General features: G+C 65.6%; 12 protein-coding genes and 3 pseudogenes. 8 read left to right on the top strand and 7 right to left on the bottom strand.

The window, feature by feature from the left end; all coding sequences use genetic code 11:
* Positions 1–295: 295 nt before the first annotated feature.
* Entirely contained in the window at positions 296–778 is a 483-nt protein-coding gene (locus tag LKE06_RS15300; protein WP_227999589.1) for a hypothetical protein, read from the top strand.
* On the opposite strand, the gene otsB is transcribed toward LKE06_RS15300, so the two are convergent.
* Positions 758–4,705 (bottom strand): trehalose-phosphatase, encoded by a 3,948-nt coding sequence (gene otsB / locus LKE06_RS15295; protein WP_308188372.1) that lies wholly within the window; start codon positions 4,703–4,705, stop codon positions 758–760. The genes LKE06_RS15300 and otsB overlap by 21 nt on opposite strands.
* A 397-nt stretch (positions 4,706–5,102) precedes the next feature.
* Here otsB and LKE06_RS15290 point away from each other — a divergent pair, with 397 nt between their 5' ends.
* Positions 5,103–5,654: an IS110 family transposase gene (locus tag LKE06_RS15290; RefSeq protein ID WP_308188391.1), complete on the top strand. Its 552-nt coding sequence runs from the start codon at positions 5,103–5,105 to the stop codon at positions 5,652–5,654.
* Positions 5,655–5,666: 12 nt separating this feature from the next.
* On the opposite strand, the pseudogene LKE06_RS15285 reads toward LKE06_RS15290, so the two are convergent.
* Positions 5,667–5,996, bottom strand: a pseudogene (locus LKE06_RS15285) (cupin domain-containing protein); the annotation flags it as partial.
* 183 nt (positions 5,997–6,179) lie between these two features.
* Here LKE06_RS15285 and LKE06_RS15275 point away from each other — a divergent pair.
* The 6 genes from LKE06_RS15275 (at position 6,180) to LKE06_RS15250 (ending at position 11,528) form a co-directional block, all read left to right on the top strand.
* Positions 6,180–7,151: an Acg family FMN-binding oxidoreductase gene (locus LKE06_RS15275; RefSeq protein ID WP_227999587.1), complete on the top strand. Its 972-nt coding sequence runs from the start codon at positions 6,180–6,182 to the stop codon at positions 7,149–7,151.
* 25 nt (positions 7,152–7,176) lie between these two features.
* Positions 7,177–8,067, top strand: a complete 891-nt coding sequence (locus LKE06_RS15270) for an ABC transporter ATP-binding protein (RefSeq protein WP_227999585.1) — start codon at positions 7,177–7,179, stop codon at positions 8,065–8,067.
* 6 nt (positions 8,068–8,073) lie between these two features.
* Entirely contained in the window at positions 8,074–8,868 is a 795-nt protein-coding gene (locus tag LKE06_RS15265; RefSeq protein ID WP_227999584.1) for an ABC-2 transporter permease, read from the top strand.
* 280 nt (positions 8,869–9,148) lie between these two features.
* The gene (locus LKE06_RS15260) at positions 9,149–9,508 is read left to right on the top strand and encodes a hypothetical protein (RefSeq protein WP_227999583.1); all 360 of its coding nucleotides are present in this window, start codon (positions 9,149–9,151) and stop codon (positions 9,506–9,508) included.
* 5 nt (positions 9,509–9,513) lie between these two features.
* Positions 9,514–10,113 (top strand): Rv1733c family protein, encoded by a 600-nt coding sequence (locus LKE06_RS15255; RefSeq protein WP_227999582.1) that lies wholly within the window; start codon positions 9,514–9,516, stop codon positions 10,111–10,113.
* Complete coding sequence (locus LKE06_RS15250) at positions 10,110–11,528, top strand: wax ester/triacylglycerol synthase family O-acyltransferase (protein WP_227999581.1); 1,419 nt, start codon at positions 10,110–10,112, stop codon at positions 11,526–11,528. The genes LKE06_RS15255 and LKE06_RS15250 overlap by 4 nt, the downstream gene beginning before the upstream one ends.
* A 98-nt stretch (positions 11,529–11,626) precedes the next feature.
* On the opposite strand, the gene LKE06_RS15245 is transcribed toward LKE06_RS15250, so the two are convergent.
* From LKE06_RS15245 to LKE06_RS33455, 5 genes and pseudogenes are all read right to left on the bottom strand, one after another.
* On the bottom strand, positions 11,627–12,058 hold the full coding sequence (locus LKE06_RS15245; RefSeq protein ID WP_227999580.1) for a DUF2267 domain-containing protein: 432 nt from the start codon (positions 12,056–12,058) through the stop codon (positions 11,627–11,629).
* A gap of 9 nt (positions 12,059–12,067) precedes the next feature.
* Entirely contained in the window at positions 12,068–13,000 is a 933-nt protein-coding gene (locus LKE06_RS15240; protein WP_227999579.1) for a universal stress protein, read from the bottom strand.
* An 89-nt stretch (positions 13,001–13,089) separates the two neighbouring features.
* On the bottom strand, positions 13,090–13,524 hold the full coding sequence (locus tag LKE06_RS15235; RefSeq protein ID WP_228000630.1) for an Hsp20/alpha crystallin family protein: 435 nt from the start codon (positions 13,522–13,524) through the stop codon (positions 13,090–13,092).
* 355 nt (positions 13,525–13,879) lie between these two features.
* Positions 13,880–14,560, bottom strand: a pseudogene (locus tag LKE06_RS15230) (dienelactone hydrolase family protein); the annotation flags it as partial.
* Between the two features lie 321 nt (positions 14,561–14,881).
* Positions 14,882–15,022 (bottom strand): annotated as a pseudogene (locus tag LKE06_RS33455) (pyridoxamine 5'-phosphate oxidase family protein); the annotation flags it as partial.
* Positions 15,023–15,116 lie beyond the last annotated feature (94 nt).

The following is a 15,116-nucleotide window of genomic DNA, read 5'->3' as shown; positions in this document are numbered from 1 at the left end:
TGGGGCGGCTGATCATTCGCCATTCACGCGTCCACCGGGCGCCGAGCAGCCTGGATATCGCCCAGACCAGCACCGCGGCAACGCCACAGATCTCGGCGTCGGGATGCGTAGCCGCCACGGTCATGTCCCTTCGCTGGAAGCGATAACGCATTCAGCATCACTCCTGGCGGCCGGGACGGGCACGGCCGAAAGTCACCGGTCCTACGAGTCTTCGGGCAGTCGGTGCGCACCGGCGCGGACCAGGCGGCCGGTCGTGAGTGTGCGGGACCAATGGCCCTTTCGATGCGCTCGGTGGATGCGCAAGGCCACGAGATGGCGGGAATCATTCGCGGGCGCCGGTTCGCGGCCCGGCATGTGGTGCTGGCGTTTGATGTCCGGCGCCGTCACACGGTGGGCATTCGTCGGCGCCGCCGAATTGGTGACCGGCGAACTCCGTGCGGACGCTGTCGCCACCGGCAAACTTCCCTGGCACTTTCCGTTGCTCGGTGCGATGCTGCTGATCCTCGCCATCGGTATCCCGATGGCGGTGACGTCGAGCCGTGCGGTGGCCGGCCATCGCCGCGCCGCAACAGCCACGGTGGTCAGCAACATTATCCTGATCTGCTGTGTCCTGGGGCAGATGGCGATGACACACACTCAGCTGGCTGCACCCGGTGTACCTAGTGACGATGCACGCCTGAAGCGACCTGACGTTCGTCGCGCCGAGCTGTTCACCTCGACCCGGCACGACGGCGCCGACTGGAGGCAGATCGTCGATTCACTGTCGGTTCGTCGGTAGGCGCACGCTGTCACCGGTCGCGAGAACGACTGTGCACCCACGGCATTCGAGCATGACCGGCGCGGAACCATCCGCGTCGGAGGTAATTTCGACGGTGGCGGCGTCGATACGCACGGTCAGTCGATGACCGCGATAGACCATCGCGAATACCAGCGTCCCCAATCTCGCCGGCCACTCGGGCGCGAAAATGAGACGGTCGGCGCGGATTTCGAGGCCGGTGAAACACCGCTGGACCAGGTCGACGCTGCCCGCCATCGCACCGAGATGAATTCCTTCCGCCGTAGTACCGCCCTGGATATTGGCGATATCGGACTCCAGCACGCTGTCGAAGAACTCCATCGCCCGGTCCCGGTTGGCGCGCGCGAGCACCCACGCGTGCACGACCGCGCTCAGCGTGGAGCCGTGTGAGCTGCGGGCCAAATAATAGTCAACGGTGCGCGGGATGGAGGGGCCGTCGAATCGGTAGCCCATTCCGGCGAACAGATCCCGTAGCTCGTCGGCCGACAGCAGGTAGAACAGCATGATCACGTCGGCCTGCTTGGCGGCCTGATATCTGTTGATGTCATCGCCCTCGGCCTCGAGGATGCGATCCAACCGCCGGATATCACCGTAGCGTCGGCGGTAGTCGTCCCAATCCAGTTCTGCCAGTTCGTGATACCCGGCAAACTGGCTGATCACTCCGTCGTGGAACGGTACGAACATTCGCGCGGCGACCTCGGCCCAGTGCGCCGGCTCGGCTGCGGCAACGCCGAGCTCGTCGAGCAGCTCCGCCCGCACCCGAGGCGGCAGCAGCTCCACCGCGTCCAGCGCTCGCCGGATCGTCCAGACCGCCATGATGTTGGTGTAGGCGTTGTCGTCGATTCCGTCGTCGGGCGCGCCCGGGTAGCCGGAATGGAACTCGTCGGGGCCGATGACGCCGCGAATGTGATACCGATCCCCCACCGGGTCGTAGACCGCCACATCGGCCCAGAATCTTGCGATCTCCACCAGCAGTTCGGCGCCGTAGTCGGCGAGGAACGTATGATCACCGGTGGCCTGATAGAAATGCCACACGTTGTAGGCCACCGCGAGCCCGGCGTGATGTGCCCGCGCGCTGGGGTCCGGATTCCAGTGCCCCGATCGCGGATTCAGGTGCAGCCGCTGGCTTTCCTCGCGCCCGCCGCTGCCCGACTGCCAGGGAAACAGCGCACCGCGACACTGGAGATCATGTGCGGCCCTGCGGGCTTCGGGCAGCCGACGAAAGCGATACCGCAGCAACTCCCGCGACAGCTGCGGCATCCGCAGGCTGACCACCGGCAACACGAACAGTTCGTCCCAGAAGACGTGCCCGCGGTATGCCTCACCGTGCAGGCCCCGCGCCGGAACCCCGGCATCCAGGTCCGCGGTGTGCACCGACAGGGTCTGCACCAGATGGAGCACGTGCAGGCGTAGGGCCCGCACGGCGTCTTCGCTGCCGTCGAGATCGATACGCAATCGCCGCCAGATATGTTCCCACGCCTCGACGTGCCCTGCCAGCAGGACCTCGAAGCCGGAGAGATCGCCGAGCAACCGCTGCGCCGCCTCGCCGGGGGACGAGATGGCGCGGTCGCGGCCGGTGAACAGCGTCGCCGTTTTGTCGATGACGATCTCGATCCCGGTTTCGGCCCGCAGTCGGATGTCGTGGCCGATCACGCCGGCAGTATCGACCACATCGGAATGCGGGTGCTCGCGCGCACCGCCGACGACGATCGCGGTGTGGGTGGCGACGGCGAGGGGCAGCAGCGATTGATTGGTCTGCATTACAGCCAGTGCGGTGCCCGGAGCGGGTGTGGATGTTCGCAGCTCGACCAGATGTTCGCTCGACAGCTCGCGGTATCGCTCGACCCCGGTATTGCGCACCGCGGTGTCGATTCCGGAGCGGATTATCAGCGGACCGGACCAGTTCTCGGCGACGATCGTGGTGCGCAGGGCGCATGCGTGCGGCGAGTGCATCGCGGCAAAGCGCTGCTGCGTCACAGCGGTGATTCGGCCCGCGCCGTCGCGGTAGCGTAGCCGTCGGCTGAGTACCGCCCGGAGGAGGTCGAATTCTTGGGTGTAGTCGAGCAATTCGACCGCGTCGATGTCGAACCACTCACTGTCGGGCCGACGCCAGGTGAGCGGCAACCAGTTCGGCAGGTTCACCAGGCTCTCGTTGTCGACCGTGCGACCGGAGATCTGGTCAGTGAGCCGGTTGTAGATCCCGGCGATGTAGGTGCCCGGGTAGTGGTGGTCGCCTGCACGGGATTCGGGCGCGCAGGCCCGGGAAACGACGTAGCCGTTACCGACCGCGCCCAGCGCTTCGCGCAGTTTCTCGGTCGCCGGATCGTATCCGTTATAGGTGAACAGCCAGGAACTTGCTGCCGCCCAGACGCTTTCGCCGGTAAGCAGATCGGCCACCCGCCCCAGCAGTTCCCCGGCGCGAGTCGGGCCGTCGAGCGCGAAGCGGGCCGCGGTCCGACGATCCCCCATATCGTCGTGGCGGACCACGATCGGGATGCCCGCGACGTCGATCGCGTCGAAAGCGTCCTCGTCGGTCAGATCGTCACCCAGATAGATCGGGACAGCAGGATGCGCGATGAGATCCAGGATCCAGCTCAGAGCTCGTCCTTTGTCCCAGTCCATGTCCGGGCGCAGCTCGGTGACCTTACGGCCGCCGGTAACCCGCAGCCCATGGGCACGGGCCACCTCGTGGACCGCGGCGACGACCGTCGCGACCGACCCGTCGGCGACATTGCGGTGATGAACGGCAACCGCGAAATGCTTGTGTTCGATCAGGACTCCGGGGATCGCACCGAGCCCGTCGGCCAGTTCGTCAGCGGCCCGGCTCAGCGCCTGCTCCGCTTTCGGGCCCGCGTCGTGAACATGGGTGGTGCCGTCGGGTGCGATCAGCTCGAACCCATGGCTACCCGCGTACCAGATCCCCGCCACTGCGACGCGATCCCGCAGATCGGTGAGATCGCGGCCGCTGAGAATCGCGACCGGGCAGCATGCGGCGAGCCTGGCCAACGTCTCCCGGACTCCCTTGACAGGAACCGCTGCGGCTGGGTCGGCGACGATTTCGGACAAGGTGCCGTCGAAATCCAGCAGCACGGCCACCTGTTGGTCCTCTACGACGTCGGCGATCGACGTCCAGCAGGCCGATGCGTCGGCGACTTCCGACATCCGCCGGAAGCCACTGCGCACCCGGACCTCGGCGGCGTCATCGATGACAACATCGGCCCCCGATCGCAGCAGGCGACCCGGTTGCCCGGTCCGGTCGATGCCGATGACCAGACCGAACCCGCCCCGACGTCCGGCGGCGACCCCCGCCTCGGCATCTTCGACCACAGCGGTCCGCTCGGGTTCAACACCGAGGCGAGCCACGGCGCAGGTCAACGTCGCCGGATCCGGTTTGCCCGCCAATCCGAGTTCTTCGGCCACGATCCCGTCGATCCGGACCGCGAACAGGTCACCGATGCCCGCGGCATCGAGCACGTATGCGGCGTTGCGGCTGGCGGAGAACACCGCCGTCCGCACGCCCGCGGCGCGCAACTGCCGTACCAATGCGACCGTGGTGTCGAACACCGGCACATCGCCCTCGGCGATCCGGCCGAGAAACAGCTCGTCCTTCCCGTTACCCAGGCCGCAGATCGTCGTCGTGTCACCGGAGTCCGAGGCCAGCCCGCGCGGTATCGAAATTCCACGCGCGGCAAGGAAATCCGCGACACCGTCGTAGCGGGGCTTGCCGTCGACATGGTCTTCGTAGTCGGACTCGGTGAATCGCGCGCAATTCTCACCCGGACGTGGGGTTCGAGCCTCGAGAAACCGATCGAATATCTCTGTCCACGCGGAGGCGTGGATCGCGGCCGTATCGGTGAGGACGCCGTCCATATCGAATACCACCGCATCGAAATGACGAGCATCGATCACTGGCCCCGACGGTTGCATAGCCTGCACTGACCCAGCGTGCTCCCCGGCGCACCGGCCCGGCAAGGTCCACAAGTCCCTACCTGTGGTGCCGATCTAGAGGACGTACCCATCCGTCACCCGGTGACAGGGGAACCATGCCGGTGAGGGCTTTGGACCCTGATCTCCCCCGTTACCTTGTTCGTGGGCCCGATACCGGGTCCACGGTCGCCAGGCCGGTATGACTTCCGCACTCATGATCCGGGGGTGTCGCCGGGTACCTGGTGGCGTCGACGGACCGCTGATGGGGACAGGGCCGATACACAGGTCTCTTCGCAACGTGGGTGCCGGGCGTTGACGCCTCGATCGGCGACCGCCGCAGCGCTTCGAACCCGATGAGGAAACAGTAAGTGGCACAAGCATATACCGTGTTCTGCGGCATCGATGTACCAAAACCGACGCCCGCGACGCCCACATCATCGCCGACGCCACCAGCACCATGCCCCACACCCTGCGCCGCGTGGACACCGGTGATGAAACCCTCACCGAGCTCGGTGTGCTGGTCGGGTTCGACGACGACCTCGCCGGTGAAGCGACCCGCACCAGCAACCGCATCCGCGGGCTGCTCACCAGCATCCACCCCGCCCTCGAACGCGTCCTCGGGCCCCGCGTCGCCCACCCGGCTGTGCTGGAAATCCTGTCCCGCTGCGGCGGACCGGAAGGCATCCGCACTAAGTCGCCGCCGATATCGAGGAGATGCTCGCTGATCAAACTCAAACGGGCGCTGTTCCTGTCCGCGTTCGCCGCGCTGCACGACACAGCCTCGCGCACCTACTACGAACGCAAACGCGCCGAAGGCAAGAAACACAACGCCGCCCTGATCTGCCTGGCTCGACTACGCTGCGACGTCCTCTACGCGATGCTCAAAACCAAGCAGCCCTACCGGGATCGCGTCAGGGCAGAAGCAGCGTGAAGCTTCCTCTTGCCAGGCGAGTGAGTCGTCGTACTCTGCAGTCAGCGGGCCACCAGCACCGCCGGTGTTCTGAACGCCCGCGGGTTCGATCAGCATCGCGTGCACCTCCCCTTCAGCCACAAGGCAGTGTTCGACACCCCTGGGCACCACGAACAACTGGCCTGGCCGCACTCGGACGTCGCCGTCACGCATCCGAATAGTCAGTTCGCCCTCGACCACAAAGAAGAGCTCATCGGTTGCATCATGCTTGTGCCACACGAACTCACCTTCGAGTTTGACGACTTTGATCCCGTAGTCGTTGAGCCGAGCCACAACCTTTGGTGACCAGTGCTCGGAGAACAACTACAACTTCGCGACAAGGTCTACCGCATCCTTCGACATAATCCGATCCTGGCGTACCAGTGGGAGAGGTCGAAAGACCTGGCCGCAGGAACTAATTCCCCTATTCGGCGACCAGGCCCGCAACAGAGAGTGGGATCAGCATCTGTCCGCCAGGAAGTCATGGCCACTAGTTAAGGAAAGGCAATGGCCCAAGCACATCCCGATCCCGATACCGTGCGGTCCGCGCTGGCGCTGGCTGTGCGCGCGCCGTCGGTACACAACACTCAGCCGTGGCAGTGGCGAATTGGTGACCGCACGGTGCACCTGTACGCCGACGACACTCGACAGCTGCCGCTGGCCGACCCGGATCGGCGAGATCTGCTGCTCAGCTGCGGGGCGGCGCTGCATCATTTCCGAGTGGCGGCGAGGTCGTTCGGTTGGCATACGGTGGTACACCGGTTCCCGAACCCGGCCGAGCAGCAACACCTCGCATCCATCGAATTCACCGCGACCACGCCCACCTCCGACGTCATCGCGACGGCGAGAGCCATCACCCGTCGCCGCACCGATCGGCGGCGCGTGACCTCATGGGAGGTCCCGCCCACACATACTCGGCACATCATCGAGGCGGGGACTGCGGAGGGTGCGCTGGTTCACGAGATCGCGGGCGGTGGCACCCGGACGCGGCTGGTACAGGCATTTCAGGATGCCGCCCGCCTGCATCGTGACGACGCGAGGTACCAGACCGAACTTGCGCTGTGGAGCGGGCGGCATGTCACGCCCGAGGGCGTACCCGCCCGTGACGCTGTCACCGCGACGGATCCACTGACCCGCGAATTCCGCAGTCCCGAGCTGACCGAGGCGGTAATCCACGATCTCGATGACCGCGGCGTGCTGCTGCTGGTGCACACCGGCGCCGACGATCCGCTGTCCCGGTTGCGTGCGGGCGAGGCCACCAGCGCGGTGCTATTGGCCGCCACCACATTCGGGTTGGCCACCTGCCCGCTCACCGAACCAATGGAATTGCCGGACACTCGCGACCTGGTGCGCGCGGATGTCTTGTCCGACAGCGGTTTCCCACAGCTGATCGTTCGAATCGGCTGGGCCGCGACAAGTGCCGCACAGGTACCACTCACCCCGCGACGCCCACTGGATAACGTGGTGCGCCCGCTGTAGGCGGGTCCCGATCGAAGAGGTACCCATGCCGCCGGCCATCCGAACCACGGATTTGACCAAGCGCTACGGCAACCAGTCGGCGCTGGTGGACCTGGACCTCGAAGTCCCGGCCGGAGTCATCTTCGGTTACCTCGGCCCCAATGGCGCGGGTAAGACGACCACCATCCGGATATTGGCGGGTCTGTTGCGACCGACGCGCGGGACGGCAGCGATCGGCGGCGCGGACACAGTACGGAATCGGGCTGCGGCTCAACGCCGGATCGGCTATCTCCCGGGCGAATTCGTCGCCTACCCGGATCTGACGGCCGAGCAGTACCTGAGCTATCTCGCGCACCTGCGCGGCAGCGTCGACCGGAAGGTGCGTGATCACCTCGCGGAACGCCTCGGATTGGATACCTCGACACGGATCGGTGCGCTGTCACACGGCAACCGACAGAAAGTCGGGATCGTCCAGGCGTTCATGGCCGAACCCGACCTGCTCATCCTCGACGAACCCACCGCAGGCCTGGATCCGCTGGTCCAGCACGAATTCCACACCCTGTTGCGCGAGGTCAGGAACGAGGGACGGACGGTTTTTCTGTCCTCGCATGTGCTGTCGGAGGTTCAAGAGGTGGCCGATACCGTCGGGATCCTGCGGCAAGGACGGCTTGTGGAGGCGCGTGCGATCGCCGACCTCACCGCGCGCCTGCTGCGGCGAATCGACCTTGTCTTCGCAGGCACACCACCGGATCTCGCCACCCTGCGCCATATCGACGGGGTGCGGACGGTACGGCTCCACACCAAGGCCGTGCATATCGAGATCGAAGGGTCGACCGCGGACCTGTTGCGTGCGGTCGCACCGTATGACGTCACCGACATCGTCAGTCGCGAGCCGGATCTCGAGGAAATCTTCCTCGCCTACTACGGAAAGGATTGAAACACCATGTTGCGCACCGTATTCACGAAATGTCTGCGCGATCAACGGCGCGGGCTGATCGGCTGGAGCATCGGCATCGTCACGCTGGTGATGTTGGAATCCGCCGTCTGGCCGTCGTTTTCGAATATGTCCGGTGTCCGGGGGTTCTTGACGAATTACCCGGAGCCAATTCGCAAACTGTTCAACTTGGACCAATTCTTCACCGGCACCGGATTTCTGAACGGCGAACTGTTCAGCATATTGCTGCCGATCCTGTTCCTCGTGTTCGCCATCGGCCGCGGGGCGCGTGGCATCGCCGGTGAAGAGGAACGTGGCACGCTGGAAGTGCTTCTGGTCAACGGGGTTTCACCGATTCGGTTGACGCTCGAGCAAGCGGCCGTGGTGATCGCGTCGGTGGGGGCGCTCGGCATTGTGCTGTTCGGTTCGACCGTAGTGGCCTCGGCGATCTTCGGACTCGGGGTGTCGATCGGCGCGGCCGCGACGGGGGCGGTGTCGATGGCGCTGCTCGGCATCGAGTTCGGGTTGCTCGCCGCGGCGGTCGGTGCGGCGACGGGGCGGCGGTCTATGGCATCGGTCGCCGCGGCGGTGCTCGCGGTCGCCGCCTATGTGCTGTACATGACGAGCAAGCTGGTCGCGGCGGTGCGACCATACGGACCGTGGTCACCGTTCCACCAGGCGATCGACGGTGGGCCGCTGGGCGCGGGTCTGCCGCTGGCGTATTTGTGGCTCGCGCTCGTAGGAATCGGGTGTCTACTGGTCGCCTTGCCGATATTCGATCGGCGCGATATCTCCGGCGTGTAAGCACGCCGCCGCCCGGCCTGGTCGCCGGGTGTATCACGGAGTAGCCGCACAACTTGTCGGGATCCGCCCCTCTCATGGCCTCCGTAATGAGTGCGGATCCATCAGGTAGCAGACCTCCGGGATGCCGGGTGAGACCGACGGCCCCGTGGCGTCGCTTCAAGCCCCTGGATCGTGCGGTCCGGTCCCGTGACCGGCGGCGCAATTCTTAGGGGATAACGGCTGCGGAGTCGGTGCCATTCGGTCCTGTCGCCGCACCATGCTATGGCGTAACGATTGGTAAATGACGATCGCCACGACTCGATACCAGGCGCCGGGATTCGGCTCATCGGTGATGTCGTCGGCACTGCGCTCCCCGTTTGCCCACGGACTGCGGCACAACCTGTGCCAGCTGCGATATCAAGCGCGGCGTTCGGGTCATCATATCGCTACCCCCTGGCCACTGTCGGTGTGGATCGATGGCCGGTGGTATCGCGCACTACCTGATTCGCTGGAACGTGAGGACGCGACAGCGATCTATCAGTTGACTTTTACCGGCGCCTACGTACTGAGCTTCGCCATAGTGCGGTATGGGCTATCGCGTCCGTGCCCGGGAGCGAAACCGATATCCGAGGCGGACAGCACGACACAGGGTGCGAGGTGATCACAATGTCGGAGTACCCGTCCTTACCGACCCGATTGTGGCGGCGACGACCGTGGCGCACCAGTTCACTGATGCGGGTATCGGACCGAGTCGAGGCATTGGTGTGGCTGTTCGCGATCGTTGTCATGCTCGTCGCAGTGCCGGTCGCGGCCGCGGCGGGCACTGCGGGCTACACCGCCGCCGCGAACCGGATCCGAGTCGAGAATGCGACGAAAGTCGCTGTGCCCGCGACAATCACGACGGAACCGGAGCGGATCGTGATGGCAGATGCCTACGGGGCGACCACCCAACGATTCGAAGCGACCGTGCGTTGGGATCAGAACGGCCGCTCCGGGACGACGACCACCGAGGTGCCCGGCAAGTCCGCGACGGGCGAGGAGATCCGAGTGTGGCTCGACGGCGCTGGCAACGCGACCACCCCACCGGTGCGTTCTATCAACGCCGCCGACAGTGGCGTCGGCATCGGCACGACGGTGCTCGTCGTGATCTGGAGTGGCGCGATCCTTTTGGGCTACGGCACCGGCCGGTTACTGCGCACCGCCCGCTATGCGGCGCTGGACCGGGAATGGCGCGGGATGAGCCGCCCGGTCGGACAGGATTCATGACGGGACCTAACATGACCGAATTACGCCCGCTGGATTCGGGATTCATCGAACTCGAGGATTCCGACCGGCATATCAGCCTCGGAATCGGCGCGGTCGCAATCATTTCCGGTGCGGTACCGAAACGAGCCGAATTCACCGGGGCGCTGACTGAACGGCTGGCACACAACACCCGCCTACGACAGCGGGTCCGGCGCACACCGTTGGATCTGGCCGCACCGGCGTGGGAGGACGATCCGAATTTCAATGTGGCGCGTCATATCCGGTGGGCCGCGCTACCCGAGCCGGGTGATGCGCAGACGCTGTTCGAGCTGATCGCGACCGAACTCGCGGAGCGGCTCGACCGGGACCATCCGCTGTGGCAGTGCACCGTTGTGGAAAATCTCGCCGACGACCGATGGGCGCTGATCGTGCGGGCACACCACAGCCTCGTCGACGGTGTATCGGGGATCTCGCTGCTCGAGAGCTTCTGCGACCGCGATGCCGACGACACACCGGCCGACAACCCGCAGCAGAACCACGAAAACCGCACTGCGCCCGGATGGTTCGAGTTGGCGACCAAAACCCTGCGCATGCCACTGGACGTGCCGCGTTTCGTGGTCGGCGCGCTGCGCAGCCTCGCACCCATCGCGATCGCGACCATCAGCCCGGCCGCCGGATCCTCGCTGAACGGTCCCATCGGGCGCCAGCGCCGCTATGTCGCCGTGCGCACCTCGCTGTCCGAAGTACGCGAAGTCGGCGCGGCATTCGGCGTGACCGTCAACGACATCGTGCTCGCCGCGGTTGCCGCGGGCTACCGTCGTCTGCTCTTGCGCCGCGGCGAGGAACCCACCGGCGATAAACTCCGTATCCTGGTGCCGGTGTCTATGCGTCCGACGGATGCGAAATACGTACTCGACAACCGGATTTCGGCCATGCTGCCGCAGCTGCCGATCGATATTGCCGACCCGATCGAACGACTCGGCCGAATCCATGACCGGATGACCGCACACAAGTCGAGCGGCACGGCGCAGGCCGAGAATTCGCTGCTTTCGATGGCCGGGCGGCTCCCGTTTGCCCCCGTTGCCTGGGCCGTACGGCTCGCGGCGCATTTCCCTCAGCGCGGCGTCGGTGCGCTGGCGACCAATGTCGCCGGCCCGCGGCGAGAACTGACCGTGTACGGCGCGAAGGTGTTGGAACTGCTGCCATGTGTGCCGATCGCGATGCGGCTGCGGACCGCCATCGCCATCCTCAGCTACGGCGACCACCTGGCCTTCGGCATCACCGGCGACTACGACACCACACCGGATATCGATCTAATCGCCGACGGAATCCGCGAGGGCATCGCCGAATTGCTGGCCCGTGCCACTATACCGCGTCAGGACGCCGCATCCCCGCTCACGGCGCCCCGCGATCGCAATACATCCACCCGCGGCTGATAAATCGTCGCGCGAGTGCGACTCACCAGCCACTACGTGCTGATCACGCCCGTCGCGAAGCACGCAGGGACCAACGGCTGGTCAGCACGCGGCGGCGCTCATCCGTTGTCGACCGTGCCCTCATCGAAGGGGCCGGTGTTGACACCGAACAGCACGTCACGAAGATCGGCTGGAAGTACTGCGGCAACCCGATCGAACTGGCCCGGTGAGCAGAGGTCGCGCAGTGCGTCGGTCACCAACCAAGCCAGACCGACAGCCTCGTCCTCGATGAACTCCGAAACACGGTGCGAGACCGGCACTTTGCCGGGTACCCAGCCCGCGAAGAAGATGCCGCGTAGCAATTCTGGCAGCTGCGCGCTCAGGTGGGCGGCATCGGCCACCTCTAGTCGGTCGCGCACGGTGTGCAGCCAAGCACGGGTAACTCGGTAGGCGAAGGCACGGTCGTCGGTCGCCAGATCGTCGGTGATGCGGCGCAGCCACACATGCGCGGTGTGCATGGCATGGGCGAAGGGATCATCGGAGTTCGACATTGTCACCACCTAATCCGGATGCACGACCATCACTGGGCAAAATGCGTGCTCTACCAGCGAATTGCTGGTAGAATCGAACAGCAGGCTGCGGAATCCGCCGCGACCACGGCTGCCGACCACGACCAGCTGCGCCTTCTCCGACCACTCCATGAGGTGCGTCCAGGCGTCGGACGGGTAGACCTCACGGGTCACTCGTAGGTCCGGGTATTTCTCCTGCCAGCCAGCGAGTCGTTCGGTCAGCAGCGCCGTCTCCGCGGTCGCGATGTTCTCGTCGGGAATATCGAGGAAGTCGTATCCGGCGAACTCGGCGAAGTCGAGGTCGCTCCAAGCATGCACCGCGACCAGGTCGGCATCGCGGTCGGCCGCTTCGGCGAAGGCCGCGCCGATGATGGCCTCACCGACCACGCCGCCGTCGATTCCTACCACGACAGGACCGCCGATCCGCGGCGGTTGTGCCGGATCCGCTGCGCGCACAACCACAACAGCACCCCGTCCGTGGGGGACCACAGCCAGCAGGGTCGAGCCGAGATGACGCAAGGGGCCGACACCCGGCGTGACACCGAGCACCACCATGTGCGCCGTGCGCGAGTGCCGAACCAGCAGCTCCGCCGGATTCGCCTCGGAGACCTCGGTGGTGATGGTCACCGCCGGGGCGATATCGTGCGCGAGCTGCTGCGCCGCGGCGACCAGACGCATACCTCGGGCCCGGAATTCGTCAAGCAACGACGGCAACGCGACGCCGTGGCCATGCAGCGCCGATGGCACCGCGCTCAGATCGAGGCCATGTGTGATGAGCAGCCCCCGCCCGCGCCGGGCCGCGGTTTCGGCGGCCCAGCGCACCGCGAGGTTCGCGCCCTCGGTGCCGTCAGTGCCGACCACCACCATTGCCGAGGCCGCCCGGTGCGGATCAGCGGTGGTCGACAGATTGTTGCTGTCGAACATGTGTTTTCGCGCTCTCTGGTGCGGATGGGTCGTCGCGACCTGGCAGATCCGGGATAGCCGTCGCGACGGCATCCCGGATTCGGTTGTCATTAGGACGATTTGATCGCGATGTGCTTTTCGGCAGGCACCGAGACGTCGGCAACCGGGACCGAAACGGTGAGGATTCCCTTGTCGTAGGACGCGGCGATATCGTCCTCGTCGGCACCGGCGGGCAATGCGATCGAACGGACGAACGCGCCATAGCTGAACTCGGAACGTCCCTTGGTCTCCTGCCTTTCGCTGCGCTCGGCCTTGATGGTGAGCACGCCGTCGTGGACCGTGACGGTGACATCCCTATCCGGATCCAGACCCGGCATTTCGGCGCGCACAAGGTATTTACCTTCGGACATCTCGTCCTCGATACGCAGCAGACGGCCCTCCCCGAACGGGCGAGCGTTCTCGATGGTCGGGAAACCAGCGAGCCAGTCGGTCAGTTCGGGAAACAGCGAGTGCGTGCGGCGATGTACCGGAAGCAGGCTCATGATTGGCTCCATTCTCATTGGGAGACTGATACTTTCGATTCGACCACGGCACGGCGCGTCGGACTAGGGACCCCGGTCCCCTCGGACCGGGCCGTTTGTCGTCAATGCCGGGGGTGGAATCGGGGCCGCACAGGATCGACATCCATCGCAACACAATTGGCCTTGCACCGGCCACCGCGCCGGACTCGGTCTCGAAGGAAGGAATCGACGGCATGAACCCGACGCAGATGTTTTGTCACTGGATGTGTGGCCTGATGAGTGGTTGCCCCATGATGGGCCCCATGTGACATCACCGAGGCGTGGTGCGAACGCCGGAGTGGTCCGGTGTCGGGTGGCGGCACACCGCTAGAGCGCGCGCCTATACCTTGCCGGGCTCGGACCGATCCTCGGCGGCAACGGGGCCCAGCTGGGCTACGAACCAGTCGCGAGCCAGGTCGGCAACCTTCTCCAGCGCCCCCGGTTCGACGAAGAGGTGGGTGGCGCCGGGCACTACTGCGAGTACGGTCTCGCACGACATCGCGGCTTGGGCAAACTGATTGAGCTCCAGCATGACGGTGTCGTGGCCGCCGACGATCAGCAGCGTCGGTGCTCGGACCTCGCCCAGCCGGTCGCCCGCCAGATCTGGTCGGCCACCGCGAGACACCACCGCGTGAATCTCGACCCGCGGATCGGTCGCCGCCGACAGCGCCGCACCCGCTCCGGTGCCGGCTCCGAAGTAGCCGATCCGCAGACCGGGGACGTGTTCCTGACGAACAAGCCATTTGGTCACATCGACCAACCGCCGTGCCAGCAGATCGATGTCGAAGACCCCGGCCCGGTGGATCTCCTCCTCGGCCGTGAGCAGGTCGAACATCAGCGTGCCTAGACCAGCTCGGTTGAGCACGCTCGCCACGTAGCGATTCCGGGGACTGTATCTGCTGCTGCCGCTGCCATGCGCGAAAACGACCATCCCGATCGGCTGCTCCGGAATGGTGAGATTTCCGGCGAGTTCGACCTTTCCGGCGGCCGCCCGAACCTCGTCATCGCTCAACAGCGGGTCGTCGACCGGAACTCCGCCGCGCGGCAAACCGAGCACGACGGTATCGGCATCCCGCGACTGCCGCAGGCGCACCGCGAGTTGTCGGCCGGCGTCACCTCGATCGAGAAATACCATCAGAACCTCCTGACAGGCCGCCGGCCGATCAGCTCAACTGGATCGTTCGCTGGTGTGCGTCGACGGCGCGCCGCAGTTCAGCCCTGGACAATTCGTCTATACCGTCCATTCCACCGAAACCCGGACTGCCGAAATAGAGCATCGAGTAGTCCGGCACACGGACCCCTGTCTCATCGCGAGTGACCAAAGTCCCTCGGCCGACCAGGGGATCGCGATGACGGCATCCATGACCTGGTCGACCAGCAGGCGCTCGTAACCGGCGATGCGATCGGGACCGGTGACCGGGTGCGCGAGGCCGGTCACCGCGACTGACCAGCCGGTGCGGCGGCGCGGGGCGATCTCGTCGGCAACCATGGAAGGCCGGCAGTTGCCACTGTCGAATCCCGGCGCCACGATGACTTTCGGCCCTCGCCGCCCCCTTCGGCGCCGTCGATGATGAGTT

Origin of the sequence: Nocardia australiensis (assembly GCF_020733705.1) — a bacterium.
Lineage (GTDB): Bacteria > Actinomycetota > Actinomycetes > Mycobacteriales > Mycobacteriaceae > Nocardia > Nocardia australiensis.
The sequence above is the reverse complement of the archived record's forward strand: the minus strand, read 5'-3'. Positions and strand labels throughout refer to the sequence as shown.

Bases quoted from the DNA above. Each gene is read 5' to 3' on its own strand.
- LKE06_RS15260 (WP_227999583.1), top strand. From the start codon at position 9,149: ATGACGATCGCCACGACTCGATACCAGGCGCCGGGATTCGGCTCATCG.
- LKE06_RS15270 (WP_227999585.1), top strand. From the start codon at position 7,177: ATGCCGCCGGCCATCCGAACCACGGATTTGACCAAGCGCTACGGCAAC.
- LKE06_RS15255 (WP_227999582.1), top strand. From the start codon at position 9,514: ATGTCGGAGTACCCGTCCTTACCGACCCGATTGTGGCGGCGACGACCG.
- LKE06_RS15240 (WP_227999579.1), bottom strand. From the start codon at position 13,000: ATGTTCGACAGCAACAATCTGTCGACCACCGCTGATCCGCACCGGGCG.
- LKE06_RS15250 (WP_227999581.1), top strand. From the start codon at position 10,110: ATGACGGGACCTAACATGACCGAATTACGCCCGCTGGATTCGGGATTC.
- LKE06_RS15300 (WP_227999589.1), top strand. From the start codon at position 296: ATGCGCAAGGCCACGAGATGGCGGGAATCATTCGCGGGCGCCGGTTCG.
- LKE06_RS15265 (WP_227999584.1), top strand. From the start codon at position 8,074: ATGTTGCGCACCGTATTCACGAAATGTCTGCGCGATCAACGGCGCGGG.
- LKE06_RS15245 (WP_227999580.1), bottom strand. From the start codon at position 12,058: ATGTCGAACTCCGATGATCCCTTCGCCCATGCCATGCACACCGCGCAT.
- LKE06_RS15275 (WP_227999587.1), top strand. From the start codon at position 6,180: ATGGCCCAAGCACATCCCGATCCCGATACCGTGCGGTCCGCGCTGGCG.